This window comes from Niallia sp. MER 6, assembly GCF_023714395.1.
In the GTDB taxonomy this organism is placed as follows: Bacteria; Bacillota; Bacilli; order Bacillales; family Cytobacillaceae; genus Niallia.
In genome coordinates this window covers 111,261-136,114 of sequence record NZ_JAMAUK010000004.1, presented here as the reverse complement: position 1 = coordinate 136,114, position 24,854 = coordinate 111,261, and the positions used below count along the sequence as shown (strand labels likewise).

Here is a 24,854-nt window from a genome sequence, read left to right as displayed (position 1 = left end):
GGTTATCCCTCCAGCATTCTTGTTTTAGGGATATCCTTTGACTGATATTCTGTATGAAACTTTTGAGCTTGAAGCACTAAAGTACCGTTAGAAATGATTTGGTTTGCTACGGTAGTAACAGCTTTAGCACGTTCAATCTCTTCGGATAACTTTTCACCTTCTAGATCCTCATCGCTTAAACGTTCTAACTGTGCAAATAAATGGTTGTTTAAATCACCTAGTGTATTTTTCATATAATCAACTTTCCTTTCCACATATTAGTTTCGTTTGGCGCAGTATATCAATCACACGTTTCGCTATAAGCAATTTCGCATAATATCCCACATTCGCCCATAATTTCATCTTCTATTCGTCCTCGTTCTGGATCTAGTTCATCTAAAAAACAACCCTTAATACACGATGCGCCAATTTCACGTTCTAAATCTGCCATTTCTTTAAATCGTTCTGGGAAATGTTTGCGTATCTTGTTCCAGTAGCCCATTCCACCTTTAACACATCCAACACAATTATTATTTCTGAAACCCAATTCGTACATAATAGGACGTTTAATGCCTAGACGCTCTAGTAAGCCATGTACTTCATCTTTTGTCAGCATGGCATTAATTAACGGGAATACATGCTCATGCTCTGGTGTTGTTTTTAATAGCCGTTCAGCACGATGTTTTTCTTCGCTGTCATAACCCCATACATAACGTAATATATCTTCTTGCGTTTGTTCCCACCGTTGACGTACTTTTCGTTTCAACTCACTTGTACAAGGTGCTCCAGATGGGCCATTTATATAACGACGTTGTTTCATAATATCCATCGCACTATTGGTCTTTTCATTTTTAAGAATTATAATTTCGCGACCTAGCACTTTTTCACAATCTGTTAAAAATCGATAAGTATCTGGATGTTGTTCTTGTACATCTAGGTAATAAATTTCGTCAATTTCATCTTTAAATAGATAAATTGAAATGAAACTACTTACACCACCGCTAAACCATGCCACAGTTTTCATTTCTCCACTCCTTACCGTACAATTGTTATCTACTCTGCTTCTTCTCTTGATGTCTGAATCCTAAATAAATAACCACAAACAGAAATGCCTGACCGGACCAAAAACCTAGAAGAAAGTATTGCATATTAAACCTTTTGCAAATTAGTATCTTCAGCATTTTTTAACCTTCTATATTCTTTATAGACACGAGTAAGATTCGCATCTTCCCCATACACCCAGTTACGGTTATATTCATTATTTGAATTTAGGCTTTCGTACGAAACTTCTACTCCTGATGATCGATGAGCAAATATGCGAATTGCGGTCATATCTTGTACAGGTTCGCCATCCACAATCAAAGAAGTATGATTGATGTCACTATCTGTATGGAATAAGACTCCTTGGTTTAATTTATCTAGTTTGCTTTGTGCTGCTAACAACATGGAAGCTAATTCTTCTTTTTTATGTTTTTTCATTAACGTTTGTATTTTCATAATGAGCAGCTCCTTAATATCCAGAATTTTGACGTTCGTGATTCACTTTGTTCTTTTCAAAGTAAGCCTGTTCTATTTGCTCCCATGTGAAGCCAAGCATATCACCTAAACCAATATACAATTCAAGTCCTTCGTGATAATATCCACCATGCCCTTCTTCGTATATATCCCAATCAGTGCTCATTAACAATGAAAATTGTTGAGTAATAGTGGAGCAATTTATAATTTCCAGCGCTAACCCATTAATCAATTCATCAATTCCATGTTCCAATCCTAATTCCAATACAAAATGTAATCCGTCTACATATTCTTCAAGGAGTAAGTTTTTATATAATTTCCCATAACATCCAATGCAACTTTCCTTACCTAGGCGGTTACAATGTCCACAAGTGTTTATGTTAGTTCTCGGCTCCTGGTCTTTACTCCAAAACTTAAAACCGCGCCATTCATTCGCACATTCGCCAATTTCAACTTGAAGCGCTAGAACTAACTTTTCAAGACGATCTTCACCTTCATAACCGATTCTATCCCTGAGCACCTTTTGTGTTTCAAATAACTTAGCTAAGTTCATCTTGTTTTTCCCCCTTAGATTCCAATTCAATTAATTTATCAATATAAAACCTATCTTTCTTTAAATCTTCTACGCCATTCTTATTTTTATATCTGCTTGTATACTTAAGAACATTTGCGATATAAAACCCTTCTGCAACTGTGTAAGAACCTTCTTTAGGAAAATGTTTCTCCAGATACCCATTTACATCAATTTCATTTTTATGATAATGGGATGGTTTATTAATAATATCTTCGCTCACGTATAATCCTCCATCCATTCCTCATTCGACTCTGCAGTTCATACTTTTGCAACGGTTCGTATAAATAAACTGGTCTCCCCTCCTCCAATCGGAAAAGGAGAGTCCATTTTGGCTTTCGTTTAGCCATTGTTTGCTTCATCTGCGACGGAAACATTACCTTGGCCATCCACAGAATAAGGAATGCCTTCATGGTCATCTATGCTCATTTGCCCTTCTGGAGCATCATCCTTTTGTGGTTTGCTCTCCATGACTTCTTTAGGAGTTTGAAAAGCGTATGTTAAATCGATTAGGAAGTACTGTCCGAACTTGTTGTACTTCTCTGAGATTTTATGCATTTGAAGATTATTGTTTTCTTTGGCTGTTGTAACAATTTCTTCTGCTTCTTCACGAGTATCTGCATAATGTTGTTCCTTTTGATTAAGTTGTACTTTTGCCATTTTATTAGCTCCCTTATTTTAAGATTTTTGATTATAATGCTTTTGTTAAACCCTCATAGGCTTGTTTAATTGTTTTATTTTCTTCCTCGAGCTTCCGTACTTTATCATGGAGCTCTAAGTTTTCTAATCCTACTTCTATATATCTTTTGAAACGACTGTTTCTCTTTGTCTCTCTAAGTGTTTTATCCTGCTGCACAATAAAATCATGTAATTTTCTTAGAAACATTTCTGATTCATCAGTTGGCCCATTGTCTATAAGATCACGCAGTTGCTTCTTAATTTCATAAAACTCCTTCATGCTTTTTCACTTCCTTCAATATGGTTTCAAGCTCCTCAACGGACAGTTCATACAACTGTTTTCCATCTGGAGTTTTAAAATAGTTCAACTGGATTAACTCGCTTTTAAGTTCATCCTTTTTTTGTTCATTAGTCATGTTTGTCCACCTTTAGGCATAAGAATTAAAATATACCTGTCTTAAGATAATGTTTGGCTTGATAATAAAAATGATGATATATCCAATTCCCACTGAATCTCTGGTCCAGATAAACAATTTCGAAATTGTATTTTGCTTTGAATGTGTTCAGCCTGCCGAGTAAAGCCAATGGATTATATTTTGAACGATAATCACCTTTAAGCATTTTTTCATAGCCGCGTAGGTCCTCCACAATTAAAGTAAAGGGAATGTCCTTTGACCGAATTAATTCATTTTCAAATGCTGTTTGCGTATCCTTTTGCAAATTCCCTGTAATTTCATCAATATGTGCTTTTCTTTCTACAGCACTATCCAGATAAATATCACGCTTAATCCCTAATTCATCGTTTTTAGGGATTAAAGCGGAATAATCACCAACATTTAATTTTTGAATTTTAATTGGCACGTCTTTCTGCCGTAAATACGCTAATATGTGACCATTTACGTTTTCCCTTGTATCGCATATTATCGTTAAGGTTTTCAGAATTTTATTTATCTCTGCATCCGTATAATGATAATGAATCATTTATCTCTCTCCCTAGATAACTAAGAATCTTTATTTCTCTTTCGAGAGAATAATATTTTTGTTGTTTAAACCATTCAAAAAAATCTCTATCATTTTTACTTGAATTACATGAACTGCAAGCAGGAACAATATTAGTTTTTGTATACTCTCCATTTTTCGCTACTTGAATAAAGTGATCTTGTTGTAATTCCTGACTCTTACCCCCACAATAACAACACTCATTATCGAAAAAGGTTTTACATTTTTCCCATTCAATTAGAGTAAAGTTTGAAACCGCACTTCTTTTTCTGTGATGTCTTATTTTGCGTAATTCCGATTTATATTTTCTGTACTTTTCGCTTTTCAAATAGAGCTTTCTTTCGTTTGCTCTTTTGCGTTTCTTATTTTTTTGATACCACTCTTTATGATATTGGCTTCTTTTTTCTTTGTTTTTTTCTTCCCACTCTTTTTTGCATTCGTCTGTTTGATTCAACATTATTTTCTCTGGATTTCTTTGCGTATTCCTTAACCTTTTCTGTATTTCTTTTATAGTATTCTCTTCCGTATTCTCTAATTTTTTCTTTGTTTGCTTCACGATATTTTTTCGATCTTTGCTTAGAACACTCTTTACATTCAGGTCTGAATCCGTCTTTACTACCTTTTGACAAGCGAAAATAATCTCTGTTTAAAGGTTTTTCCGAACCGCATTTACTACAAATTTTAGTTTCACCCACAATAATCACCCCGTTTATCTGTTACTATAATTATACCAAAAACTACATGTAGTTACCACCAACTAACAGTAATTGATAGTAATTAATTGTTGTAGTAAACTTGACTTAAGAGGTGATTAAATCCATGACTGAAAAAAGAGGGTTAAAAAACAGAAAACCATTATCTAATGCTGTAAAGATTGAACTTTATGATGCGTTGAAAAATTTATCAGACGAAACAAAGATCCCGATGAGTAAACTTCTCGATGAAGCACTAGAAGATTTATTAAAGAAATACTCGAACTCTGCTGAATAGTAGAGTTCTTTTATTTTGACTTCGTATACTTGATGGCTCGTTCATAAAATTCTCTCGCCATACGGTTTGATTCTGTATTTTCGTAATTTCTAAAGTCATCATAAATATTGATCCAATTATTTTTTGCTAAAACAACAGTCCAATCGTGAAGTAAAAAAAGAGAATCTGTATCATCACATAGCCATTTATTAAGCTTTTCATTTTGTTCCCATCCGCAAAATACGTGTAAAGCTTTACGAATCGTAATTTTATCTGCGCTTTCACCCTTCCAAGACTTAAACCAATCATCAATTTGTTGAAAGTTCTGTTCAGCTGCTTGCATTACTTCTACTGGAATTAAATCTTTCTGTTTTATCGCAATACGGTTATCCGTATTATCAAGATAAATATTGGCTCCTGATTTCCAAATAGCACTCAATATTTTTAATACTTGCATGGCAGCAACTTCACTCCCCATCTTCCGACTTTACCTTGGGAAAAATGCCTAACACCTACATTTCTTTTTCTAATTTCAAAAGCAAACTTTCTTCTGCTAATTGGAATAAGATTATGAAATTGGCAATATATTAAGTAACGTTTATATAGACAATCTGTAGTTTCAAAACTTTTTATATCTTTTGCGATGTTTTCAGTTAAAAAGCTTTCCAATTTTTTCAACTCCAATTCGTTACTAAAAAACAGGTATTTTCAGTGGGTAGTTACTAATTAATAACTCGTTAATCCTTACAGCCCCAAGGGTTTGGGATTAATAGTTACAAAAGTTATCGGCTCCGGGGTATTAACGCTCCTAATATATATATATTTATTTTTTTATTTTTTTATTAATATACCGAGACAGTAACAAAAGTAACTAAACAAGTAATAAAACTAACTTGAACCCTTGGTGCATAAAGGTTTTTAGGTTACTTTAAAGAAGTTACTTTTTAACTCTCCACCCTGTTTTTCCTCGTTTTCCAGTAACTCTTGCTGTGAAAAACTACTTCTACGCTCGATTAAAGTAATTCCATGGACAAAAAATTTGTTCCCGGTGCCTCGTTCTCGTTTAAAACCTTGAGATTCGAGCGTGCGATAAAATTTCCTATTCGGCAGTGAATGTTCACCATTTTGGAAACACCAATCCGAATAAACTTTATATAATTCTTTTGCTTCAATTTTTACTGAATCATTTTTATAGCATCTTTCAAATAAAAACGGACCTAAGATATCCATGTCTTCTTTATAATCACCAGTTGATTTTTGTACGATAGCTGGTTCTCTCAATCCTGACTGCTGCCACTTCAAGCACCCTTCGAGCGCCCAATTCAAAATGCCAGGCATTTCTAGTGATAATTTTTCCGGCAGCTTTAAATCCCGTTTATGTTTCGGGAGTTGTAAATTAAATGGCACAAGTTTTACACGGCGCCATATCCCTTCATCTACACCTTTAATTACCGGCTTGTGATTTGTTGTAAAGAATACCTTAAACTCAGGGATAAACTCGAAATATTCTTGTCTAAGAAACCGTGCCAGCACCGGCTCTCCACCAGTTATTTGCTTAACGAATGCCTCAGATAACTGTTCCCCGTCTTCACTTTCAATCGCTGATACAAAGCGTGAACCTACTAATCTGGCAATATCGTTATTCGCACCTGTTTCCTTCTTTTTGATGAAAGTATCCGACTTTGCTTGTTTTCCGTACTCACCCATAAGATCCTTAATGGTATTTATAAAAGTTGATTTACCATTAGAACCACCACCGATAAGGAAGACCATGATTTGCTCGGTAATTTCACCAGTTAGGGAGTAACCGATTAATCGCTGCATGTATTCAATTAGCTCTTTGTCTCCTTGGAATATTTGGTCTAAAAATTTTAGCCATTCAGGACATTGAGTATTTTCATTGAATTCTACATTTGTGATTTTCGTTAATCCTAGTTCACGATCGTGGGGCTGCAGCTTGCCTGTTTTTAAATCAACAATCCCGTTCTCAACGTTGAATAAATATTTATGTCGGTCAAAATCTTCACGTTCAGCTGGAACAAGTGGCATCAAGTCTTTTATACTGTTCATTCTTATGTTTCTTCGTTCGCACATTCTAGCCCATTTTGTTTCAGATTCATCTTCTGATTTATAGAGACCGCGAAGTACTTTTGCTGTTATTCTTTCAATCTCTTTTTTGTTATCAATTTTCCACCGTTTACCGTCCCATATAAGCCAGCCCATATCTGAAACGTATTTGATTACGTGGCCATATTCATAAGCAATCCGTTCTGCATTTCCTAATTCAGTTAATCTGAATTTCTTTTTCGGCTTCACTTCCTCAACTTCTTCTGTTTCCCCGGTACTGAATTCAAAGGAAAATTCTTCGAATTGCTCCCTGTTGTCTAGAATCGTTGTAGAAGTGGAAGAAATAGCAGTACCGATTGTTCTTTCACCGTATGTTTCATTTGTTTCTCTAAAGTGGATAACATCCCACTTATCACGCATAAGACCAGTTTCTCTGAACATAGCATCCATACGTGTTGCTGATTTTCCAGTCCAGAATGCTAGGTGATTACATAGTGCTAAATCACTTGCGGAATGGTCATCATTTATTAGGTTTCCGTTGTATAGGCTACGTATTTCATCACCATTTTTCGAACGGAATATCCTTTCCCAAAGTGTTTCATTGGATATCTTAATTTCGTCTTTCTCAAACTCTGCAAGGTTCACTCTTCCTTGAATATCCGAATCATCAAAGTACTGTTCAAATACTTCTGCAAGTTCATCTGTACGATCATATATCTCGTTTGAATTTTCTCTGTTACCTGTAAAGGTAAAATACCGACCGTATGAATAAATTTCTAATCCATGCTTTGTATTCTTCCTCCCAGTACCTAAAACAGATTGTGGAAGGTTACCTTTGATAATGATGTGAATACCTTTTTCCGATGGTGAAAATTCTGTATAACTATCTAAAGTGTCGATAATCTCTGTTGCAAAAGCATTAGGCCTGCCTTCCACAACACACTTATCAATATCAATTCCGATATAGTTATCCTGACGGCTAAAAACAAATCCAATCCCGTCATAATCTCCTTCAAGATAAAACTTTACTGCTGTTGCAAAAGTACTCCAGGTACTCCGGTTATTGGCTTGTGCCATTTCTCCATTTACTTGACAAGGAACTTTTGTGTATCTTCCGTTTTTCTTTTCCGACTTCCATAAAATCCATTGAGGCAGGGCTTTTAGTTCGGCAGGGATTTCGTTAAAATTGTATGGATTTTCTTTCATCGCGCCCTCCGATTAACGTTTTTTCTCTGTTTTTGGGTATAAAAAAGAGAAGCTAGTACAATACCAACTTCTCTATTCAGTTTCTTAGAATGGTAGATCTTCATCTCCGATTTGAATTGCTGGACCTACTTGTGCTGGCGGATTTGCTGTTGATGGATTGTAATAGCTTGCTTTTGCATAGTTGTTTCCATCATTGCCTTTTTCGTGTTTTACTCCAATTTCTAAATTCTTACCAATCAGTTGTTTTGCCATATCTTCACAAGAAGTGAATACATGGTTATTTGCAAATCCAGCAGCTTTGCATAAAGATTTCACGATACCTTGAGCTGTTGGGTGTTCAAAGGTGAAATTGTTGTACAGTATCTTTGCACCTTGTGATTCTTGCGGAACATCTGAACGAATTTCAAAGTCAACAACTAACATGTCTTTTTTAGCTTGTGTTAATTTAGCAACTGCATTGATAATAACTGCTTCATATTTACCTGGCTTTGGTAATTGGAATCCTTTTACTTCTTCTACTTCTTCCATTTTGAAAAATGACATTATTTATTTCCCCCTGTGTTTTCATTTGTGGATTGCATAAGTAATTCGTTTTGAAGACAACCTTTACGATCATCTAAATGGTTCTTAGCAAAAACGCTTTGATTTCCTTCCAGCATAAAACCTCGTGTACCGTCTGCTTTTTTTACTAATTGGGCCACTACATGAGAAATGCCCATTATGTGGTTTACAATTTTGTCTCGGATATCAGGAATAAACTGATTGTATTTAGTACCATTTTCCTCTGTAATTTCTCGGGTTGTTTCCCAAGCAGTGAAAATGATATTTGCATCTAAAGTGTTAAATGTCTCAACTAACTTCAATAAATGATTATCCAGCAATGCATAATCCTTTAATTCAGGTAAACCACTTTTAGTGTTTTCACCTTTCTTAAGCAGCCACAATTTTTGATAGTGTGTTAGATTATCAATAAAGATGTTGTCGTAATTATTAATGTTTGCTTTGGCATGTCCAAAGAATTCTAGAATGCTATCATGTGGCTTTCTACCATCAATGATTGCTACATCTACATTTGAATATCCGGATAAGACTTGGCTCGTTCCATCAATATCAAGCACTAAAGTTTTACCTTTTAATAAACCTGCAACTGTTGTTTTACCGTTACCTGGCTTTGAATAGATAATAATTTTCGCTTTTTTACTTTTACTTATTTGGGCACCGTTTGTTGTTTGCATTAACTTACTCCCTTCTTTTCATCTAACAGACCAATTCGGTATGCTTCTTTTGCTTCTTTATGGTCTACAAGATGACCGGCAACTGTATTTGCATAAGGAGATATTTTTCCTTGGTAATAGCCTGTTTTCAGTTCTGTTTCAGTGAATGGATGACCTGGTTTTAAAACTGGACCTCCAATAAATTTCATTTTCTTTTTCGCCCATTCGTAATATTTTGTTTTTGCTGTAAGGTATATTGTTTCTCCTTCTCTGTCCTTGTAATACCAATCGTGCAATTCGGGACCTATCTCACTAGCGTTGCAATTATTACAATGATATGGACCACACTGCACCATTCCTACACCAACATCTACAAAATCGGCATACATATCGTTTTTGCAATATGGACATTCTTTTGTAGGTTCATCATAAGCACCCATACTTAAACCTCCACACTATAACTAACGGATGCCGGCTTTACTGAAACGCCAGGAACAATCTGCCCATTGTCATCCACAACTACCTTTTCACCACTGATATCCACAATCTTGAATGTCTTTTTAACATCTGCCCATTTCACAGACTGTTTTACGAATTCATCAAGACCATTTTCTAGAACATAATCGAGCAATTTTTCTTCATCAGCTTTCTCAGCTGCTTCTTTACTTGCTCTTGTTTTGGACTTCCCATAAGGAGTACTGATTGTTTTAGCTTTAGGATCTTCTGCAAGTTTCCCAGAATGATATTTTTGTATTAATGCTTCAAAGAAGCTTGTGCTATTTGTGATAGAAGACAATTCGCCTTGCTCCCACTGGGAAATGCGGTCCCGTTCAACATTGGCCAGCTGCTTAATTTCTTTTTCTTTAGTTTTCAATGCAGCCAATTTGCGGAATACCCAGTTAAGGCTATCCAAATCAGTGATTTCAAATTTACTTTCTGTTGACTCCAAAGACTCAATATCCTCAACTTCCATCAATTCGAACTTTTGCAATGCATTCATTATTTTTCCTCCTGTTTATAAATTGTTTGATTGTTTCTTATAACTTCGCTTATAAACCATTTGCCTACATACTGTTTCCATCCATCACCATGGACTTCTATACCGTCTTTATAAATATTGTCACTTTTGACTATCCCTTCATCGATGAGGAATTTTCCATTGTCAAAGTTATAATAGCGAACAATATCATTCTCCTTTAAAGTGGAAACATCCAATATTTTCGGCTCCTTTAGGACTTGGTCCAGATATTCATATATTTCAACAAGATCATCATAAAAGTTACTGCCACTCAAGGATTGCTGATGTTGCTCTAAAAATTTAAAAAGTGGCTCAAGCTTATCGTTCACAGGGCTAAAAACGGTTCTGTTTTTGGCATCAAAATAAGGCATTTGTCCTCCCCCTGTTGATTTTTTATTTGTTTATGTTTAAACTTAAATTACAAAATTTGTTTTGAATTATCGGACCTACGTTGGCGCGTGGGTCTTTTTTTATACTGCTTCATAACATTGCACATGCTGTTTTTCGATTAAGTATTGTTTTACATTGGATTGAAGAACAGTATCTTTACCAAACACAAAGTAAGTATCCCCTTCGCAAATTTCATCTCCAAAAACATCTTCAATTGGATAATCTTCAACTTTTCGCATATGTATCACCTCCTTCAAGTAGAACATTTACCTTTCAACAATTTCTGCATTGTGGGTAAAAAGGAATGCGCCTGTTTGACGCAATAGTTAATTGCTATGTTTTAATTCCCAAATACGATTTAAGGTCTTCTCTATAAAAGAAATTTCGTGAATGGTTTCTTTATATATATCAGGGTTATATTCATCACCAGGTTGAATATCATCGATATCTTCTTTCAAAACCCTCAGACAATCTCTCAATTCTTGTTGCAAGGTATTAAGATTCTTTACTGACATTAGTTACTCACACCCTTCATTTCCAATTGATAATACTGATGACTTTTCCTTGTAGCCCAATTAGCAACCAATGGTCGATTCTTTATAAGCATTTCCCCAGCAAATTGAAGCATCATTTCTGCTTTTTGAAAGTTTGACATTTAGCTCACATCCTTTCTATGTAACTCTCTTTCTATCATTGGAAGGATGCCAACTTGTTTAAGCAAATCGTAAATGAACAATCTGCCCTTTTGAGTCCACTTTGTATGCACTTTAGATTTTTCTTCATCAATGATATGGGTGGTTGTTTGCGTATATCCTTTATCCTGGTGTTTTGAATAAAGAAGCCATACTCCACCTTGTTTATACTGGACACCTAACTCATTTAATTTCTTATTCAGTGTTGGTGCACCCATTCCATAATCCTTAGCTATTTGCGTAACTGAAAGTAACGATTTACTTTGAAGAACAAGATCATAATAAGATGCTTTGGGTTGAAACTCATTTACCTGCTGTTCGAGTACCAGATTCTTTGTTTCCAGTTGCTCATTCTTTTCGACTTGGTCCACTAGTTGCAATAATGCTTCCTTGTATGTAGTCGGGAGCCTGAATGGCTCTTTCAATTGTTTCTCCATTTCCTCGAACTTCGTTACATAGGCTGCGGTGAATAATACTCCTTTTTCTCCTGTGAGCTTGTTTGCTACCATGTCACAACCTTTTTTGGTTATTAGGAAACAAACTCTTTTCTTTCCTTGCGCATCGTTATAGTTAGTTTCAATAAAGAAATCCGTCAATCCAAAATTGGATTTACCTAATACTTCTTGGTAATTTCTGATATCTCTTAGGAGATGTGCGTGGTCTTTCCCAACCATTTCTGCAACTTCGCGACTTTCGACCAATAGTTGATTGTTAGCTTGGATTATTGTTAAGTTCATTACTCTACTTTCTCCTTTCATTTATGAAGTTCTTTTATCGCTATCCTTTTTTAATACTTTCTCTTTAGCAAGATTACGAATTACTCCAGGTAACAGATGTTTGTTTACTGCTGCAGCTAATTTATCCGCAGGAACTTTTATCATAAGATCGCCTCCTGATAAAGTTTATGAACCATTGATTGTCTGTTATGTTTTCGGAAAGACTATCCTGTAGAAACTTTATCGCTGTCCGACTGTAAGTTCGATACAACACAGTCAATAAAAAAAATATCTCTGGGATCCATATTAAAAAAAGAAGAAATTTTTAATAATAATTCTGCCGAAGGTGCTCTTCCTTTTTCTAACTCATTGATAGTTTGTCTAGAAACTCCAAGTTTTGCTGCTAGTTGTTCTTGTGTTAAATCAAATTTTTCACTTCTTCTAAGGTACTTAATTTTATTTTTCAACATTTCGTGTCACCCCTTCCTGACGTTGTATCAATCTTACAAACCCTATTGTAGTATCAATCTTACAGTTCGTCAAGTAAAAACAACAATAAAATATTATTATTTTTGTAGGGTGTATTTTACAATATGTAATATGGAACATACATTAAGTGGGAGAGATTTTATATGGAAAATGATTTGGGGAGATTTCTTGAAGGACTTAGAGGCAAATTAAGCCTTAGAGATGCAGCTAATAAAAGTGGTTTAAGTCACACATATATTCGCGATTTAGAATTGGGTATCAATAGAAAAACAAAAGCTCCAATTAGACCTTCTGCAGATACTTTAAAACAATTAGCCCAGGCGTATGATTACCCAGTAAATGAATTATTGAAAAAAGCTGGATATATTGAAGATGTACAAGTTAACAAAGAAATGACTGAGGAACGATTTGACCCAGAAGTTAGATCCTTAGCTAGAGATATCAAAAATCTCCAATCAAGTGATAAAGAACTATTAAAAGGGTTAATAAAATCGATGCAGCAAAAGGGAAAGAAGGCTTTAGATGAATGAATTATTTCCCTCGCACAGCTAGATATGACAAGGTAATGCTTCAAGTTAATAATTTGTTCTTTCGTGAAAAGATAACTTTTTTCCCATTTGACCCTTTTCAGATAATCAAAAACAATAAATGGGGGTTAACAACCTACTCCGAATTGGCTGAAGAATACGGGGTCACTGTGAAAGACATTGAAACTGCTTTTCAAAGTGAAGATGGTTATACGATTTATGATGGGATTAATCACACTATAGCCTACAACGATACTATTCAAGTCCAAGGACGCGTTAGATTTACTCTAATGCATGAAATTGGTCATATTTATATGAACCACCTAGTTGATTTTGATGAAACAATTTTATTACGTAGTACTCTTACGAATGCAAAGTATAAAGTTTTAGAAAATGAAGCTAATTCTTTTGCTAGAAATAGTTTGGCACCAGTAATGGTAGTGAAGGATCTCAATATTAATTCAATTAGTGATATTATCTCGAAATTTGAAATATCCGCAGCCGCTGCTAAGGTTAGATTAGATACATTGATATTAGATTATAGACAAATTTTTTCTCAATACATTAGGTTTCAAAGAGAAAACTTTAAAGACTTCATTCATTTAAGTTTACATTCAAAAACTTGTTTGCAATGTTTTCATTATTTTATCGAAGAAGATGCACTATATTGTCCAGTCTGCTCTTCAGATAATTTTTATAAGGGGAAGGGAATATTTGAAATGATATATGATGGATATAAAGTTGATGGTATGGGAAGAGCTATTGAATGTCCCAGATGTGGAAATGAGGAAGTACATTATGACGGAGACCATTGCAAAACTTGTGGCTTATTTTTGATAAATAAATGTACAAATCAAGATACTTGGAATGGCGAAGTACAATGGGAATGTGGAACTATTTTAGATGGAAACGCAAGATACTGCGTAAAATGCGGCAATAAATCAACGTTTTTTGATCAAGGAATATTAGACGATTGGAGTATAGAGAAAGAACAAAAGGAATATCGAGAAAAGCTTCCTTTTTAATTTTTTACTTTTTCACCAAACATACATTCTTTTTTAGATAGAGGTGATGTTATGAAAGCAGCAATATATACACGTGTCTCTAAAGACGAGCAATTTCGAGAAGGTTATAGTATAGAGTCCCAAAAGGAACACTGTATAAGCTTTACAAAGTCGCAGAAATGGCTTTTATACGATACTTATGTGGAAGAAGGAGTAAGTGCAAAGAACTTAAATAGACCTGCCATACAAGCGCTTATAGCCGATGCAAAGGAACGTAAATTTGAAGTTGTTGTTTTCTATAAGCTGGATCGTTTAGTTCGATCTGTTCGAGACCTGGATGATCTTCTAAAACTCTTTGATGAAAATAATATCGCAATTAGGTCTGTCACAGAACCATTCGATACCACAACTGCTATAGGACGTTTCCTTATTACTTTGGTTGCAGCTATAGCACAATGGGAACGCGAAACAATATCAGAACGTGTAGTGGTTAATATGACTAAAAAGGCTATGTTAGGTGAACGTAATGGAGGGAAACCACCATTCGGATATGAGTATATAAATGGAGAACTTGTTATTAAAGAGGAAGAAGCACGTTTTGTAAGGGACATATTTAGACTCTACAATAACGGAAAAGGAATGCGTACTATTGCATTATTTCTAAATCAGTTTGGGATTAAGAAGGATATCCGTACAATTGGCAAGATGTTAGACAATCCAGTTTATACAGGTAAATTAAGATGGGGTAATAATTCAAAATTAGATGTGATTGTCTCTGATGATATTAAGCATCCAACCATTATTGATGAAAATATTTTCAATCTTACTCAACAGTATAGAAGACTAAGAACCGTAGAAGGAAAAAAAGCTACTTCTCCATTCCATTTTTCTGGAGTATTGCGGTGTGCAAGATGTGGAAGTGCGTTATCTGGATATACTAAGAAGTCCCGTGGAAGCAAGCATTATATATGTATTGCTAAAAAGAATAGTGGGACCTGTGACCTTCCGATGTTCACTGAAAAGGCACTTACAACTGAGTTCTTTTTAAACCTATCAGCAGATGATCCAGAACGTTTTTTTCAACTATCCCAAGAAGACTTAAAAGCACACCCAATTGAACAGCAAGACCAATCACAAAAGATTGAAGAGTTAAAAAAGGAATTGTCAGCTATAAAAAATCGAAAGAAAACTTGGTTAATGGCACTCGGTAATCAAGTTATATCACAAGATGAGTATCTAGAAATGACTCAAGAAGATACAAAAAAAGAAACAATTCTGTCTGAGGAACTAAATAATATCGTAGAAGACTATTCACCTTTAGACTATGAATCAGTAATATCCCTTTTGAATAATATTTCAGACATGTGGAATAGTGCAAATGACTTTGAAAAGAAAAGTTTTATTAATGAATTGTTTGAGACAATTACAGTTGACATACCTTCTGATTATCGAAGGGCTCCTGGGAAATCCCCGTCTGTAATTATCGAACGATTTAAACTCAAATAAAAGATTCCTTTGATGGCTATACCAGTTGCAATGGCAATGAACCTGTTCGGTCATGGCATTGCCTTATCCGGTGACTATGTCATTCAAGCAGCACCAAAGCTGACAGCAGACGCAGCAGGCATTTCTGTCGAATCTGTCATGCAAGCAAGCATTCCCCTTGTCATAGTCATGGGGCTTGTGACAACACTCACTGCATTTTTCTTAATAAAAAGAGATATAAAAAGCGGCAAGCTTACACATAAAACAGGCGTTACCAGCTCTGAGACAACAATCCTTCCAAAAAAAGAGAGCTATTTACTGTCCAAAACACAAAAACATTTTTTCTCCATTCTAATCCCCATTCTCTTTGTGCTTGATGTTGTTGCAATGTATATACTCAATCTCCAAGGCGGTGATGCTACAGCCTTAGTAGGTGGAACGTCTATTTTTATCCTTGTTCTTATTACCCTTGTCAGCTATAAAAACAAAGGACTTGAAAAAACAACAAGCTACTTAATTGAAGGGTTCCAGTTTGGCTTTAAAGTGTTTGGTCCTGTTATTCCAATCGCCGCATTTTTCTATCTCGGCGACTCTGGGTTCACTTCAATCGTCGGCGACCATCTTCCCGATTCCTCACTAGGACTCGTCAATGACCTTGGTGTCGCATTAGCCTCAACCGTTCCACTCACAAAAGAAATAGGCGCCATTACTTTAACAGCAGTAGGTGTCATCACAGGTCTGGACGGCTCCGGCTTCTCAGGCATTTCCCTTGCAGGTTCCATTGCCGGCTTATTTGCCCATGCGATTGGCACTGGTATTAGCACTTTGACAGCGCTTGGGCAGATTGCAGCGATTTGGGTTGGCGGAGGTACCCTAGTTCCCTGGGCCCTAATCCCCGCTGCTGCCATCTGTAACGTCGATCCGTTCGAGCTTGCAAGACGGAATCTTATCCCCGTTGCTGTCGGCTTATTCGTTACGACGATTGTGGCCATAATACTGATATAAAAAAAGCTCCATCTATGTGAAGGATAGATGGAGCTTCTGCTTGTAAGAAGCTAAAAAATTATGTTCTTATCTTTACTCGCTTAGTAAGTTTTACCTGTAGCACTTCATAAAGAGCAATCCACAAATACAGCCAAATTAGCCCTAATGCGTAGCCGCCGATTACATCGGATGGAAAGTGGGCGCCGAGGACTACTCTGCTTACTCCTATCAGCAGGATAAACAGAAAGGCGGCAGCGGTAACTAGCCATTTTTGTGTGCTTCCTTTTAATTTCCTTGCGATTAGGTAGGCGATAAACATATATAAGACAAAGCCAACCATTGCATGGCCGCTTGGAAAGCTCATGCTGTCTGCGTCGGCAATATCATGAAAATGCGGTCTCGGGCGGGCGATTGCGTCTTTAACGATTTTGTTGAATTCATTGCCAAGACCAACGCTAAGCACAAAGGCTGCCATTCCTAAATAATCCTTTTTTCTTATCCATAGCCATACTAGAACAATTATCGCGATTGCACCAATGCCTATTTTATCACCAAATGCTGAGATAAATTCAAAGAAAGAATGAGTGCCTTCAGGGAATAAATCCATTATAGTCTTTTGGATGCTTCCATCAAAAAACAGGTCTTTTCCTTTTGCTATTACAGAAACAAAATAAATAAAAATAAACAATGATAATGCCACTAAAGCCAAAGCTGTTTTCGATTTCCTGATGGTCATTTTTCCCTCCGTAAGTAAAGATTGCTTTTTATTGCCTATTTTATCAAATCTTTCTTTTCGTGGAAATATGGTTTACAGGTAATTTTACTTCCTCCCAATATGAGGGTATCACTCGTGATTTTTGTTAAAATGCCTAATTCTGTAGCAGTTTTTTGCCGTTTCCCCAAGCTGTTCCAAAAGATTATAATTAGCCACTGCTCCAACAGCAGCACCAATTACTGGAACTAACTGCAGCATCTTCACGAAATCGATATAATCTCTGTATTCTTGCTGAAGCTCCTGCCAATTTAGCTTTAGCACTTCTTCCTTCTTTGCATCCCAATTTTCAATAATTTCTATTAATTCCTGTTTTCTGTCTTCACTAGAAAAGGCAAGTTGAAAGACATACAGCGAAAACACTCTTTCTTCATACTCCTCTGGATCATGTCCATACAATGATGCTGACTCCATTAAGAATTTCATCTTTATTGCTAACAGCAGCGGAAAATCAGCCAATCCGACAAGAATACCACCTGCTCCAGTTCCCGCTCCTTCTACTGCTGCTGCTTTTTGAAACTGAGTGATTTTTTTGTCCATCTCTTCATCCAATGCTTTTAATGTTCTTTCAGAGGACGATGGTTTCTTCGTTATTTTATTTGTGCCGGCAAGTGTGCCTGTTATCATCTGCTTAATTGCTTCCGTTATGACTTGATGAACCTTTTGAGGAATATAACCATTCATTTTGGTCTGTGCCTTTTTAGATACTCGGTTAAGCATGGTAGGTCTTTTTAGAATACGTCTTTTCCAGTCCTTTACTTCTTGTCTGACATTGCTTTCATAGTCCTTCATCTGTTTCACTCCCTTTAACCTATACATACGTATTATTCATTTAATTGTTCCCTATGCCGTAAACTTCGCAAAAAAAAACTCCTAGCTGGAGTTTTTAAAGCAGACATCATGCCTGAAGTTTTTTATTCATATAGAGAGAGACAAAGACAAAGGTGAAAACAACACTTGCGATAAGCGTCATAAGACCTGCCGTGAAATCTCCCTTTAATGCTACAACAGCTGACAATATAATCCCTTGCAAGTAAAGAACAGTGCTGATTGTCTTTTTAAAGGAAGATTTACGCATATCAATGGACAGCGGATAAAGACTGATCCATAACTTATCTTGATAGGCGTTCCACAATGGCATAAGCTGAAGACCTGTCAAATATAAGAACAAGACCGCAAGCAACACTTGTCCCATTCCAAAGGAAAGGAAAAACAACGCAATTCCGCCTATAACTGTTAGCCTGACGGACAGACCTAAATAATCACCTGAACGGAAGAAGGTCCGCCAATACAGATGGCTGAATACAAGCTCTTGCTTATAGCTTATTTTGGATACGAAAACATCTAAAAGCTTCCTTCTCTTAATTCGGTTACGCAGATGAGGCACATCTGTGAACATATTTGCCAACTGGTAAAAACCAGCCATACGCTTTTCATCTTGTGCGATTAAATATTCCCATTTAATACCCATATGTTTTGTTGCCTTCTGATAATAGACAAGCAGTAGAACAGGGATTACAAGGACAGCCAGCACAAACAGAGGCGAGGCATTAGAGAAAAGCAAAAACAAGATAACTAAATTTATGCAAAAACGGATAAGTGTGTCTGTTGTATGATGACTCGCATTAACAAAATGCTGAACTTGCCAGCGTATTAGTAAGTTTACACCTTTTACAATACTTAAAATAAGGAAGAAATACCAAAAACGATTAAACTGCCCATCGTTCACACTGGCATACAGCGGCATTAAAATGCCAAGACCCATTAAAAGGATATAAACTTGGAAAATAAAGCTGACCAGCATGCAGTTGATAAAGTATTTCCTCATTCTTGACTCGACAGGAATCAGAAAGATTCTGTCAGCATCCTTTAAAAACGTATAAATTGGGCTTTTTGTTACGAGTAATGCGAGCAACAGGCTCATGATTATCGCAGCCGGAAAACCTTTAGAAATCCCTTTAAGCCACTCTTGATAATAATAAGAACCCGCCCCTAATAAAAATACAAGGACTAGAACTAGATGCCCATTTAAAATATAGCGTAAATAGCGAACATATTCCTTCACTGTAGAGCTTAACCTGTCTCTCCACAGCTGCTTCTCACTGAATTCAATCATGGCTCTCTTCCTTTGTCAGCCGGATATATATATCATCCAGGGTTGCATTTGGCATTTGGAATTCCTGCTTTAGCTCATCCATTGTCCCGGCACATTTAATTTTGCCTTCATGAAGAATGATGATTCTGTCGCAATATCGCTCCGCTGTGGCAAGGATATGTGTCGACATAAGGATGCCTGCTCCTTCTTCCTTCATTCGCTTCATCATGTCAAGGAGCGATTGAATTCCAAGAGGATCAAGTCCAACGAAGGGCTCATCGACGATATATAAAGAAGGCTGAACTAGGAAGGCACACATAATCATCACCTTCTGTTTCATCCCTTTGGAAAAGTGAGCTGGAAACCATTTTAATCTTTTTTCCATTCGGAATTCTTTAAGAAGCTTTGGCATTCTTGCTTTATATTGCTCTTCCGAGATACCATATGCCATCGCCGTCATTCTTAAATGCTCCTCTAATGTCAGCTCATCATATAAAATCGGTGTTTCTGGAACAAATGTAAACTGCTTGCGGTAAGCATCCTTGTCACTTTCAAAACTGCTGCCATTTATTTTTATTTCTCCTTTATGCGGCTCCATTAACCCGATTATATGGCGTATTGTCGTGCTCTTTCCCGCCCCGTTTAATCCAATCAGGCCAACAATCTCATTTGAAGCAATCGAAAAGGAAATATCTTTTAAAACCGGGTTACGGGTATAACCCCCCGTTAAATTCTTCACTTCCAAAAGCGTCATCAATAACGTACCTCCACTTATGTATTACCTATAGTTTATCAACAAACAGCGTTAATTTGAAATTTTTCCTTGGCTTTTTATTTTTTTGTGTATATATATCTCCATAACGGACATTCTAATTATTGAAGAGGGGCACCACTTAAATATTGTTGAACCAATTCAATAATAAAAATGAGGTGTTTGCAAAAGATTATTTAGATTAAATAATCAACTGAAACTTCCATTCGTTCAAAACAAGGGGATGGTTAGCTTGCATTATTTGTTAAGTATACCAGAAGATCAATACACCAATAGTTGCTTATCCAAGTAGTTAAAAATTCCATTACGGAATGAGGTGTGGTGTCGCAGACTGTCATCTATTCTTTATACGTTAACGCATATAAAGACCTAATTTAAGGGGATGGTTCGTTTGAACAATGATCGATTTTTCTCATAGAAAACAATTCATTATTAAATGAGGTGTTTATCAAAGAGAATGACCTTTAATCGAGCGCAATAAGAAGTTCCTCTTCAACGAGGCAGGATCTCTTGATCCTGTCTCTGTTTTTTGTTTTTAGAATTTCCTCTCTATGATAAAATAAATAGAAAAATGAACAGGAAAAGGAGAAATTGTTAATGAGTGATTGTATTTTCTGCAAGATTGTCGCAGGGGAAATTCCTGCCAAAAAAGTATTCGAAAACGAGCATGTTGTTGCATTTTTAGATATCAGCCAAGTAACAAAGGGCCATACTTTAGTTATTCCGAAAACGCATGTAAAAGATCTTTATGAATTAACGCCTGAAATTGCTAAAAACTTATTTGAAGTTGTCCCTTCTATCGCAAACGGATTAAAAGCAGCTTTTGAGCCGGTAGGGCTGAATACACTTAATAATAATGGTGAAAAAGCAGGTCAATCTGTATTCCATTATCATATGCACCTTATTCCCCGCTACGGAAAAGGCGATGGCTTTGGAGCCGTTTGGAAAACGAACTTCGACGCATATTCTGATGAACAGCTTTCCCAAATTGCAAATGACATTAAAGAAAAGCTGTAAACAGAAAATTTTTAAAAATTTCTACATAAAAAAGCTATTATCCAATAGCTTCATGAAATCGTTATCAATGATTTACACATTGGATTTTCGAGTATTCCAACACATATATTATTTTCGTAATGTAACAACAGCAGCTTTGAAGCAGTGAAATTCGCTTTAAGGCTGCTTTTTTTATCTGTACAAATCTTCACAATTTGATAGTATAAGGGTAAACTTCCAATCAAAATCGTAGTAAAAGCACAAGGAGGAAAAAACATGAAACGCGCGTATAACTTTAATGCTGGTCCTGCAGCATTGCCAGAATGGGTATTGCAGGAGGCACAAAAAAGCTGGATGGATTTCAACAACACAGGCATGTCCATAATGGAGCTCAGCCATCGCAGCAAAGACTATGAAGCAGTCCATAATGAAGCAAAATCTCTGCTTGCATCCCTGCTTTCTATACCGGATGATTATGAAATTCTCTTCCTCCAAGGTGGTGCAAGCCTGCAGTTTACTATGGTGCCAATGAATCTTCTGGCAGATGATAAAACAGGTTATTATGCACTTACTGGCGTCTGGGCGGAGAAAGCACTTAAAGAAGCTGCAAAAGTAGGAAAAACAGAGACTGCAGTTTCAAGCAAAGATGATAACTATACGTATATTCCTGATCCAGCAGAAATAGAAGTTCCTGAGAATGCGGCATATCTTCATATTACAACGAATAATACTATATACGGAACTCAATGGCATAAATTCCCGACTGGGTTGAAGGTTCCATTGATTGCTGATATGTCCAGCGATATTTTGAGTACACCACTTGATATCAAAAACTTCGATATCATTTATGCTGGTGCACAAAAAAATCTAGGACCATCAGGTGTTACAGTTGTTATCATAAAAAAGGAGCTCATTAAAAAGAACCCAGAGCTTCCTACGATGCTGAGCTATGAAACACATGCCAGCAGCAACTCCTTATTCAATACACCTCCAACTTTGGCTATTTATTTATTATCACTTGTGCTGAAGTGGGCGGAAAACCAAGGCGGTATTGAAGGAATCGCAGCAATTAATAACCAAAAAGCGGAAACACTTTATCATGTCATTGACAACAGCGAAGGTTTTTACAAAGGCCATGCCGTTAAAGACAGCCGCTCTAAGATGAATGTAACGTTCACGTTGCAATCTGATGAACTGACAAAAAAATTCCTGGATGAAGCTAAACTTGCTGGATTTGTGGGACTGAACGGCCATCGATCTGTTGGCGGCTGCAGAGCTTCCATTTATAACGCTGTTCCATTAGAGCATGTTGAGGCTTTAGCTCAATTTATGAAAGACTTCCAGCAAAACGCTTAAAACAAGGCTTTACACAGATAGGTTTCGCCTATCTGTTTTTTTTGCCTTTCTATGGGTAATGACATATATATGCAAACCTAACCTAAAATAGGCTATAATTAGAAAAAAAGACGAGGTGAACATGATGAGTGGAAAAACATTTCTATCAGGATTTATCATTGGCGGGCTTGCAGCTGCAGCAGCAACCTTATTCACTACCCCTGTTTCGGGTAAAGAGGCAAGAAAAGCATGTGTGGACAACAGCAAAGCATTTCTAAAGGAATTCAAAGATTTAAAAGAAGACCTTATAGAAATTAAAGACAGCATTGCTACTGCCAGCAAAGAAGGGAAAAATGTCATCGGCACCTTCGTGGAAGATATAAAAGAATCGCTCGAGCAATGGAAAACAGAAATTCAACCACATCAAGAACAGCTGAAAATCGAACTAAACCAAATTGAACAAACAGTAACTGAATTAGAAAACGACTTAAAAAAGCAACAATAACACACAAAGAGAGGAAAACTAACATAGTTTACCTCTCTTTGTGCTAAACCCCTTCATCTCCTCCTGAGTAATGTTAAATTTCCTTACATAAAAACATCTAAAATTTGGAAAAATAAATATACGCGTATAGTAAATATAAAAATTCATGTAAGAAAAGTATAACAAAGTACATATTCTGACTTTTTAAAAAACTTATTCTCTATTCATTCTTTCTCGATTTGTTTTTAGAGTATAGAAATATTTCAATATGAAACTATTTTTCAGATTTTAAAATCTGATGTTTAAAACCTTGATTTCAAGCAGTTCGGTCTTCTTAATATTTCTTTCACTCCAGAAAGTTACAGTGTATAATGCTGGTAGAAAAAGGGTGAATTTTTATTTAATTTTAGAAATAATTATACAATAAAACGTTTTCTTTCAAAAAATATGCTTATTTCTAAAAATTTCGCTTATTTTTTCTTTATTAATTTTTGTTTTATTGGCATAATGATTATAAATATAGAAAAGTAGGTGAATAGATTTGGGGATGAATGAAAAAGAATGCTCGATGAAGGAAGCTTTAATGTTTACTCAAAGAGTAGGACAACTCAGTAAAGCACTATGGAAATCAATTGAAAAGGATTGGCAAAATTGGATTAAGCCGTATGATCTTAATATCAATGAACATCATATTTTATGGATAGCTTATCAGTTAAATGGCGCTTCCATATCAGATGTGGCCAATTTTGGGGTAATGCATGTCTCAACAGCCTTTAACTTCTCTAAGAAATTAGAAGAACGAGGACTGCTGCAGTTCTCCAAAAAAGAAAATGATAAACGGAACACTTATGTTTGTCTCACAGAAAAAGGTGAGCAATTGTTCCTTAATATCATGGAGGAATACAATCCTGACAACAGCTCAGCATATTCAGCTGCATTGCCAATCAAAAACTTATATGGAAAATTTCCAGAATTGCTGGAAATGATGACAATCGTCAAGAATATTTATGGAGACAACTTCATGGAAATATTCGAAAACTCCTTCAACAATATCGAAGATTCATTCGTTGAACAAAATGGGCAGCTTAAACATAAAGAACCGGCGCCTATGAAGTAATCCACATATACTCGTAAAAATGGAATAAAGGGCAAAAAAAAGATGAGACAGAGTCTTATCTTTTTTTGTTTTAAAACACCAGTAAATAATCAAAAACAACTATTGATTTTTTGCCCTATTCGTCGTAAAGTAGCAAGGTGAGTTTTATTAAACTAGAAAATTTCTCCTTTTGGAGGGTGATTACTTTATGAACTGCTGGAAGACAATTAATTTTCATAAACAGTACGGCTTTCAACGCATACTTTTTATGTCTTCCTTAACAATGGTTTTTTCTTTTTTGTTCCTTTACACTCCGACAATTGCATTTTTTGGGTATAACAGTTTAAATGACAACTACTTTTTACCTTTTATGGCAGCATTTCTACTCGTTTATCCTGCTCATAAATTGCTGCACTTTCTGCCGGTTGTCCATTTAGGCAAAAAAATAAAAAAATCAATTGATATACACTATGGTATTTTTCCGTTAATATGTATTAGGGCAGCAGACCCAATCGGGAAAATTCAGTTTATATTTGCTTTGATTATGCCGATGCTCGTCATTAACACTGCATTGGTCATTTGCTGTTTCCTGTTTCCTCATTATGTCCATTATTTCTTAATTTTGTTTGCCTATCATTTCGGGATGTGTGTACCTGATTTTATTCGCATAAAAAGCTTATGGAAATCTCCAAGGTCATGCTATGTAGAAGAAAATGAAGATGGCATTGAAATTTTGGTCAGCAATGTCAGCTAATGCTGGAGGCAACACTTGCGGTCAGGACATAAGATAATAAAGGAAAA

37 protein-coding genes and 1 pseudogene are annotated in these 24,854 nt (G+C 35.9%); 10 read left to right on the top strand and 28 right to left on the bottom strand.

Annotated features, from left to right (window positions below; genetic code table 11):
* Positions 1-2 precede the first annotated feature (2 nt).
* The 11 genes from M3600_RS07545 to M3600_RS07495 all read right to left on the bottom strand — a co-directional run bounded on the left by M3600_RS07545 (position 3) and on the right by M3600_RS07495 (position 4,437).
* On the bottom strand, positions 3-233 hold the full coding sequence (locus M3600_RS07545) for a hypothetical protein (protein ID WP_251645181.1): 231 nt from the start codon (positions 231-233) through the stop codon (positions 3-5).
* Positions 234-280: 47 nt separating this feature from the next.
* Positions 281-1,003, bottom strand: a complete 723-nt coding sequence (locus M3600_RS07540) for a phosphoadenosine phosphosulfate reductase domain-containing protein (RefSeq protein WP_251645179.1) — start codon at positions 1,001-1,003, stop codon at positions 281-283.
* 125 nt (positions 1,004-1,128) lie between these two features.
* Positions 1,129-1,476: a hypothetical protein gene (locus tag M3600_RS07535; protein ID WP_251645170.1), complete on the bottom strand. Its 348-nt coding sequence runs from the start codon at positions 1,474-1,476 to the stop codon at positions 1,129-1,131.
* A 13-nt stretch (positions 1,477-1,489) separates the two neighbouring features.
* Complete coding sequence (locus M3600_RS07530) at positions 1,490-2,047, bottom strand: dUTP diphosphatase (RefSeq protein WP_251645167.1); 558 nt, start codon at positions 2,045-2,047, stop codon at positions 1,490-1,492.
* The gene (locus tag M3600_RS07525; protein ID WP_396953789.1) at positions 2,034-2,288 is read right to left on the bottom strand and encodes a DUF3310 domain-containing protein; all 255 of its coding nucleotides are present in this window, start codon (positions 2,286-2,288) and stop codon (positions 2,034-2,036) included. The genes M3600_RS07530 and M3600_RS07525 overlap by 14 nt, the downstream gene beginning before the upstream one ends.
* Positions 2,289-2,407: 119 nt before the next feature.
* Positions 2,408-2,725, bottom strand: a complete 318-nt coding sequence (locus M3600_RS07520) for an organic solvent tolerance protein OstA (RefSeq protein ID WP_251645164.1) — start codon at positions 2,723-2,725, stop codon at positions 2,408-2,410.
* A gap of 31 nt (positions 2,726-2,756) precedes the next feature.
* A complete protein-coding gene (locus tag M3600_RS07515; RefSeq protein WP_251645162.1) occupies positions 2,757-3,023 on the bottom strand; it encodes a hypothetical protein in 267 nt (88 codons plus the stop codon).
* A complete protein-coding gene (fbpA, locus tag M3600_RS07510; protein ID WP_251645160.1) occupies positions 3,007-3,159 on the bottom strand; it encodes a Fur-regulated basic protein FbpA in 153 nt (50 codons plus the stop codon). Before fbpA ends, M3600_RS07515 begins: the two co-directional genes overlap by 17 nt.
* Before the next feature lie 25 nt (positions 3,160-3,184).
* The gene (locus tag M3600_RS07505) at positions 3,185-3,724 is read right to left on the bottom strand and encodes an ERCC4 domain-containing protein (RefSeq protein WP_251645152.1); all 540 of its coding nucleotides are present in this window, start codon (positions 3,722-3,724) and stop codon (positions 3,185-3,187) included.
* Complete coding sequence (locus M3600_RS07500) at positions 3,687-4,199, bottom strand: HNH endonuclease (RefSeq protein WP_251645150.1); 513 nt, start codon at positions 4,197-4,199, stop codon at positions 3,687-3,689. The genes M3600_RS07505 and M3600_RS07500 overlap by 38 nt, the downstream gene beginning before the upstream one ends.
* Positions 4,126-4,437, bottom strand: a complete 312-nt coding sequence (locus M3600_RS07495) for a hypothetical protein (RefSeq protein WP_251645149.1) — start codon at positions 4,435-4,437, stop codon at positions 4,126-4,128. The genes M3600_RS07500 and M3600_RS07495 overlap by 74 nt, the downstream gene beginning before the upstream one ends.
* A gap of 124 nt (positions 4,438-4,561) precedes the next feature.
* On the opposite strand from M3600_RS07495, the gene M3600_RS07490 reads away from it, so the two are divergent.
* The gene (locus tag M3600_RS07490) at positions 4,562-4,732 is read left to right on the top strand and encodes a ribbon-helix-helix domain-containing protein (protein ID WP_251645147.1); all 171 of its coding nucleotides are present in this window, start codon (positions 4,562-4,564) and stop codon (positions 4,730-4,732) included.
* 10 nt (positions 4,733-4,742) lie between these two features.
* Here the strand turns inward: M3600_RS07490 and M3600_RS07485 are convergent, their stop codons facing one another.
* The 13 genes from M3600_RS07485 to M3600_RS07430 all read right to left on the bottom strand — a co-directional run bounded on the left by M3600_RS07485 (position 4,743) and on the right by M3600_RS07430 (position 12,484).
* Positions 4,743-5,168, bottom strand: a complete 426-nt coding sequence (locus tag M3600_RS07485) for a hypothetical protein (protein ID WP_251645368.1) — start codon at positions 5,166-5,168, stop codon at positions 4,743-4,745.
* Between the two features lie 461 nt (positions 5,169-5,629).
* Positions 5,630-7,984, bottom strand: coding sequence for a phage/plasmid primase, P4 family (locus tag M3600_RS07480; protein ID WP_251645145.1), 2,355 nt, complete (start codon positions 7,982-7,984; stop codon positions 5,630-5,632).
* A gap of 84 nt (positions 7,985-8,068) precedes the next feature.
* Positions 8,069-8,527 (bottom strand): DUF669 domain-containing protein, encoded by a 459-nt coding sequence (locus tag M3600_RS07475; protein ID WP_251645136.1) that lies wholly within the window; start codon positions 8,525-8,527, stop codon positions 8,069-8,071.
* Complete coding sequence (locus tag M3600_RS07470) at positions 8,527-9,219, bottom strand: AAA family ATPase (protein ID WP_251645134.1); 693 nt, start codon at positions 9,217-9,219, stop codon at positions 8,527-8,529. The genes M3600_RS07475 and M3600_RS07470 overlap by 1 nt, the downstream gene beginning before the upstream one ends.
* Positions 9,219-9,638: a hypothetical protein gene (locus M3600_RS07465; RefSeq protein ID WP_251645132.1), complete on the bottom strand. Its 420-nt coding sequence runs from the start codon at positions 9,636-9,638 to the stop codon at positions 9,219-9,221. Before M3600_RS07465 ends, M3600_RS07470 begins: the two co-directional genes overlap by 1 nt.
* Before the next feature lie 2 nt (positions 9,639-9,640).
* On the bottom strand, positions 9,641-10,198 hold the full coding sequence (locus M3600_RS07460) for a host-nuclease inhibitor Gam family protein (protein ID WP_251645130.1): 558 nt from the start codon (positions 10,196-10,198) through the stop codon (positions 9,641-9,643).
* On the bottom strand, positions 10,198-10,587 hold the full coding sequence (locus M3600_RS07455) for a hypothetical protein (RefSeq protein ID WP_251645128.1): 390 nt from the start codon (positions 10,585-10,587) through the stop codon (positions 10,198-10,200). The genes M3600_RS07460 and M3600_RS07455 overlap by 1 nt, the downstream gene beginning before the upstream one ends.
* A gap of 99 nt (positions 10,588-10,686) precedes the next feature.
* Complete coding sequence (locus M3600_RS07450; protein WP_251645126.1) at positions 10,687-10,845, bottom strand: YqaI family protein; 159 nt, start codon at positions 10,843-10,845, stop codon at positions 10,687-10,689.
* 87 nt (positions 10,846-10,932) lie between these two features.
* Positions 10,933-11,121, bottom strand: a complete 189-nt coding sequence (locus tag M3600_RS07445; protein WP_251645124.1) for a hypothetical protein — start codon at positions 11,119-11,121, stop codon at positions 10,933-10,935.
* Entirely contained in the window at positions 11,121-11,261 is a 141-nt protein-coding gene (locus M3600_RS07440; protein WP_251645122.1) for a hypothetical protein, read from the bottom strand. Before M3600_RS07440 ends, M3600_RS07445 begins: the two co-directional genes overlap by 1 nt.
* Complete coding sequence (locus M3600_RS07435; protein ID WP_251645120.1) at positions 11,262-12,035, bottom strand: phage antirepressor KilAC domain-containing protein; 774 nt, start codon at positions 12,033-12,035, stop codon at positions 11,262-11,264.
* A gap of 21 nt (positions 12,036-12,056) precedes the next feature.
* A complete protein-coding gene (locus M3600_RS28885; RefSeq protein WP_285854744.1) occupies positions 12,057-12,179 on the bottom strand; it encodes a hypothetical protein in 123 nt (40 codons plus the stop codon).
* 59 nt (positions 12,180-12,238) lie between these two features.
* The gene (locus M3600_RS07430; RefSeq protein ID WP_251645117.1) at positions 12,239-12,484 is read right to left on the bottom strand and encodes a helix-turn-helix transcriptional regulator; all 246 of its coding nucleotides are present in this window, start codon (positions 12,482-12,484) and stop codon (positions 12,239-12,241) included.
* 162 nt (positions 12,485-12,646) lie between these two features.
* Here M3600_RS07430 and M3600_RS07425 point away from each other — a divergent pair, with 162 nt between their 5' ends.
* The 4 genes and pseudogenes from M3600_RS07425 to M3600_RS07410 all read left to right on the top strand — a co-directional run.
* Positions 12,647-13,033 carry a helix-turn-helix domain-containing protein gene (locus M3600_RS07425; protein ID WP_251645116.1) on the top strand — a complete coding sequence of 129 codons (387 nt, stop codon included), beginning with the start codon at positions 12,647-12,649 and terminating at the stop codon, positions 13,031-13,033.
* Positions 13,030-14,055, top strand: coding sequence for an ImmA/IrrE family metallo-endopeptidase (locus M3600_RS07420; RefSeq protein WP_251645114.1), 1,026 nt, complete (start codon positions 13,030-13,032; stop codon positions 14,053-14,055). The genes M3600_RS07425 and M3600_RS07420 overlap by 4 nt, the downstream gene beginning before the upstream one ends.
* Before the next feature lie 51 nt (positions 14,056-14,106).
* Entirely contained in the window at positions 14,107-15,540 is a 1,434-nt protein-coding gene (locus M3600_RS07415) for a recombinase family protein (protein WP_251645106.1), read from the top strand.
* A gap of 15 nt (positions 15,541-15,555) precedes the next feature.
* A pseudogene (locus M3600_RS07410) lies at positions 15,556-16,524 on the top strand (hypothetical protein); the annotation flags it as partial.
* A 58-nt stretch (positions 16,525-16,582) separates the two neighbouring features.
* Here the strand turns inward: M3600_RS07410 and M3600_RS07405 are convergent.
* The 4 genes from M3600_RS07405 to M3600_RS07390 form a co-directional block, all read right to left on the bottom strand.
* On the bottom strand, positions 16,583-17,239 hold the full coding sequence (locus M3600_RS07405) for a phosphatase PAP2 family protein (RefSeq protein WP_237940782.1): 657 nt from the start codon (positions 17,237-17,239) through the stop codon (positions 16,583-16,585).
* Between the two features lie 108 nt (positions 17,240-17,347).
* Positions 17,348-18,067, bottom strand: a complete 720-nt coding sequence (locus M3600_RS07400) for an EcsC family protein (RefSeq protein ID WP_233317298.1) — start codon at positions 18,065-18,067, stop codon at positions 17,348-17,350.
* A 106-nt stretch (positions 18,068-18,173) separates the two neighbouring features.
* Positions 18,174-19,391 carry an ABC transporter permease gene (locus tag M3600_RS07395; RefSeq protein ID WP_237940780.1) on the bottom strand — a complete coding sequence of 406 codons (1,218 nt, stop codon included), beginning with the start codon at positions 19,389-19,391 and terminating at the stop codon, positions 18,174-18,176.
* The gene (locus M3600_RS07390; RefSeq protein ID WP_251645366.1) at positions 19,384-20,124 is read right to left on the bottom strand and encodes an ABC transporter ATP-binding protein; all 741 of its coding nucleotides are present in this window, start codon (positions 20,122-20,124) and stop codon (positions 19,384-19,386) included. Before M3600_RS07390 ends, M3600_RS07395 begins: the two co-directional genes overlap by 8 nt.
* A 615-nt stretch (positions 20,125-20,739) precedes the next feature.
* Between M3600_RS07390 and M3600_RS07385 the strand changes: the two genes are divergently transcribed.
* The 5 genes from M3600_RS07385 (at position 20,740) to M3600_RS07365 (ending at position 24,807) form a co-directional block, all read left to right on the top strand.
* A complete protein-coding gene (locus tag M3600_RS07385) occupies positions 20,740-21,159 on the top strand; it encodes an HIT family protein (protein ID WP_233317300.1) in 420 nt (139 codons plus the stop codon).
* A 255-nt stretch (positions 21,160-21,414) separates the two neighbouring features.
* Complete coding sequence (gene serC, locus M3600_RS07380) at positions 21,415-22,494, top strand: 3-phosphoserine/phosphohydroxythreonine transaminase (protein ID WP_233317301.1); 1,080 nt, start codon at positions 21,415-21,417, stop codon at positions 22,492-22,494.
* 121 nt (positions 22,495-22,615) lie between these two features.
* A complete protein-coding gene (locus M3600_RS07375; protein ID WP_233317302.1) occupies positions 22,616-22,978 on the top strand; it encodes a YtxH domain-containing protein in 363 nt (120 codons plus the stop codon).
* 526 nt (positions 22,979-23,504) lie between these two features.
* Positions 23,505-24,074 (top strand): HTH-type transcriptional regulator Hpr, encoded by a 570-nt coding sequence (locus M3600_RS07370; RefSeq protein ID WP_233317303.1) that lies wholly within the window; start codon positions 23,505-23,507, stop codon positions 24,072-24,074.
* Between the two features lie 187 nt (positions 24,075-24,261).
* Positions 24,262-24,807 (top strand): DUF3267 domain-containing protein, encoded by a 546-nt coding sequence (locus tag M3600_RS07365; protein WP_233317304.1) that lies wholly within the window; start codon positions 24,262-24,264, stop codon positions 24,805-24,807.
* Positions 24,808-24,854 lie beyond the last annotated feature (47 nt).

Coding starts and splice junctions, on each gene's coding strand:
- M3600_RS07500 (WP_251645150.1), bottom strand. CDS start 4,199: ATGTTGAATCAAACAGACGAATGCAAAAAAGAGTGGGAAGAAAAAAAC.
- serC (WP_233317301.1), top strand. CDS start 21,415: ATGAAACGCGCGTATAACTTTAATGCTGGTCCTGCAGCATTGCCAGAA.
- M3600_RS07395 (WP_237940780.1), bottom strand. CDS start 19,391: ATGATTGAATTCAGTGAGAAGCAGCTGTGGAGAGACAGGTTAAGCTCT.
- M3600_RS07440 (WP_251645122.1), bottom strand. CDS start 11,261: ATGTCAAACTTTCAAAAAGCAGAAATGATGCTTCAATTTGCTGGGGAA.
- M3600_RS07370 (WP_233317303.1), top strand. CDS start 23,505: ATGAATGAAAAAGAATGCTCGATGAAGGAAGCTTTAATGTTTACTCAA.
- M3600_RS07480 (WP_251645145.1), bottom strand. CDS start 7,984: ATGAAAGAAAATCCATACAATTTTAACGAAATCCCTGCCGAACTAAAA.
- M3600_RS07505 (WP_251645152.1), bottom strand. CDS start 3,724: ATGATTCATTATCATTATACGGATGCAGAGATAAATAAAATTCTGAAA.
- M3600_RS07450 (WP_251645126.1), bottom strand. CDS start 10,845: ATGCGAAAAGTTGAAGATTATCCAATTGAAGATGTTTTTGGAGATGAA.
- M3600_RS07390 (WP_251645366.1), bottom strand. CDS start 20,124: ATGACGCTTTTGGAAGTGAAGAATTTAACGGGGGGTTATACCCGTAAC.
- M3600_RS07415 (WP_251645106.1), top strand. CDS start 14,107: ATGAAAGCAGCAATATATACACGTGTCTCTAAAGACGAGCAATTTCGA.
- M3600_RS07430 (WP_251645117.1), bottom strand. CDS start 12,484: ATGTTGAAAAATAAAATTAAGTACCTTAGAAGAAGTGAAAAATTTGAT.
- M3600_RS07445 (WP_251645124.1), bottom strand. CDS start 11,121: ATGTCAGTAAAGAATCTTAATACCTTGCAACAAGAATTGAGAGATTGT.
- M3600_RS07455 (WP_251645128.1), bottom strand. CDS start 10,587: ATGCCTTATTTTGATGCCAAAAACAGAACCGTTTTTAGCCCTGTGAAC.
- M3600_RS07535 (WP_251645170.1), bottom strand. CDS start 1,476: ATGAAAATACAAACGTTAATGAAAAAACATAAAAAAGAAGAATTAGCT.
- M3600_RS07400 (WP_233317298.1), bottom strand. CDS start 18,067: ATGAAGGACTATGAAAGCAATGTCAGACAAGAAGTAAAGGACTGGAAA.
- M3600_RS07540 (WP_251645179.1), bottom strand. CDS start 1,003: ATGAAAACTGTGGCATGGTTTAGCGGTGGTGTAAGTAGTTTCATTTCA.
- M3600_RS07520 (WP_251645164.1), bottom strand. CDS start 2,725: ATGGCAAAAGTACAACTTAATCAAAAGGAACAACATTATGCAGATACT.
- M3600_RS07485 (WP_251645368.1), bottom strand. CDS start 5,168: ATGCAAGTATTAAAAATATTGAGTGCTATTTGGAAATCAGGAGCCAAT.
- M3600_RS07515 (WP_251645162.1), bottom strand. CDS start 3,023: ATGAAGGAGTTTTATGAAATTAAGAAGCAACTGCGTGATCTTATAGAC.
- M3600_RS28885 (WP_285854744.1), bottom strand. CDS start 12,179: ATGATAAAAGTTCCTGCGGATAAATTAGCTGCAGCAGTAAACAAACAT.
- M3600_RS07545 (WP_251645181.1), bottom strand. CDS start 233: ATGAAAAATACACTAGGTGATTTAAACAACCATTTATTTGCACAGTTA.
- M3600_RS07375 (WP_233317302.1), top strand. CDS start 22,616: ATGATGAGTGGAAAAACATTTCTATCAGGATTTATCATTGGCGGGCTT.
- M3600_RS07490 (WP_251645147.1), top strand. CDS start 4,562: ATGACTGAAAAAAGAGGGTTAAAAAACAGAAAACCATTATCTAATGCT.
- M3600_RS07465 (WP_251645132.1), bottom strand. CDS start 9,638: ATGGGTGCTTATGATGAACCTACAAAAGAATGTCCATATTGCAAAAAC.
- M3600_RS07460 (WP_251645130.1), bottom strand. CDS start 10,198: ATGAATGCATTGCAAAAGTTCGAATTGATGGAAGTTGAGGATATTGAG.
- M3600_RS07435 (WP_251645120.1), bottom strand. CDS start 12,035: ATGAACTTAACAATAATCCAAGCTAACAATCAACTATTGGTCGAAAGT.
- M3600_RS07470 (WP_251645134.1), bottom strand. CDS start 9,219: ATGCAAACAACAAACGGTGCCCAAATAAGTAAAAGTAAAAAAGCGAAA.
- fbpA (WP_251645160.1), bottom strand. CDS start 3,159: ATGACTAATGAACAAAAAAAGGATGAACTTAAAAGCGAGTTAATCCAG.
- M3600_RS07365 (WP_233317304.1), top strand. CDS start 24,262: ATGAACTGCTGGAAGACAATTAATTTTCATAAACAGTACGGCTTTCAA.
- M3600_RS07420 (WP_251645114.1), top strand. CDS start 13,030: ATGAATTATTTCCCTCGCACAGCTAGATATGACAAGGTAATGCTTCAA.
- M3600_RS07475 (WP_251645136.1), bottom strand. CDS start 8,527: ATGTCATTTTTCAAAATGGAAGAAGTAGAAGAAGTAAAAGGATTCCAA.
- M3600_RS07530 (WP_251645167.1), bottom strand. CDS start 2,047: ATGAACTTAGCTAAGTTATTTGAAACACAAAAGGTGCTCAGGGATAGA.
- M3600_RS07405 (WP_237940782.1), bottom strand. CDS start 17,239: ATGACCATCAGGAAATCGAAAACAGCTTTGGCTTTAGTGGCATTATCA.
- M3600_RS07425 (WP_251645116.1), top strand. CDS start 12,647: ATGGAAAATGATTTGGGGAGATTTCTTGAAGGACTTAGAGGCAAATTA.
- M3600_RS07385 (WP_233317300.1), top strand. CDS start 20,740: ATGAGTGATTGTATTTTCTGCAAGATTGTCGCAGGGGAAATTCCTGCC.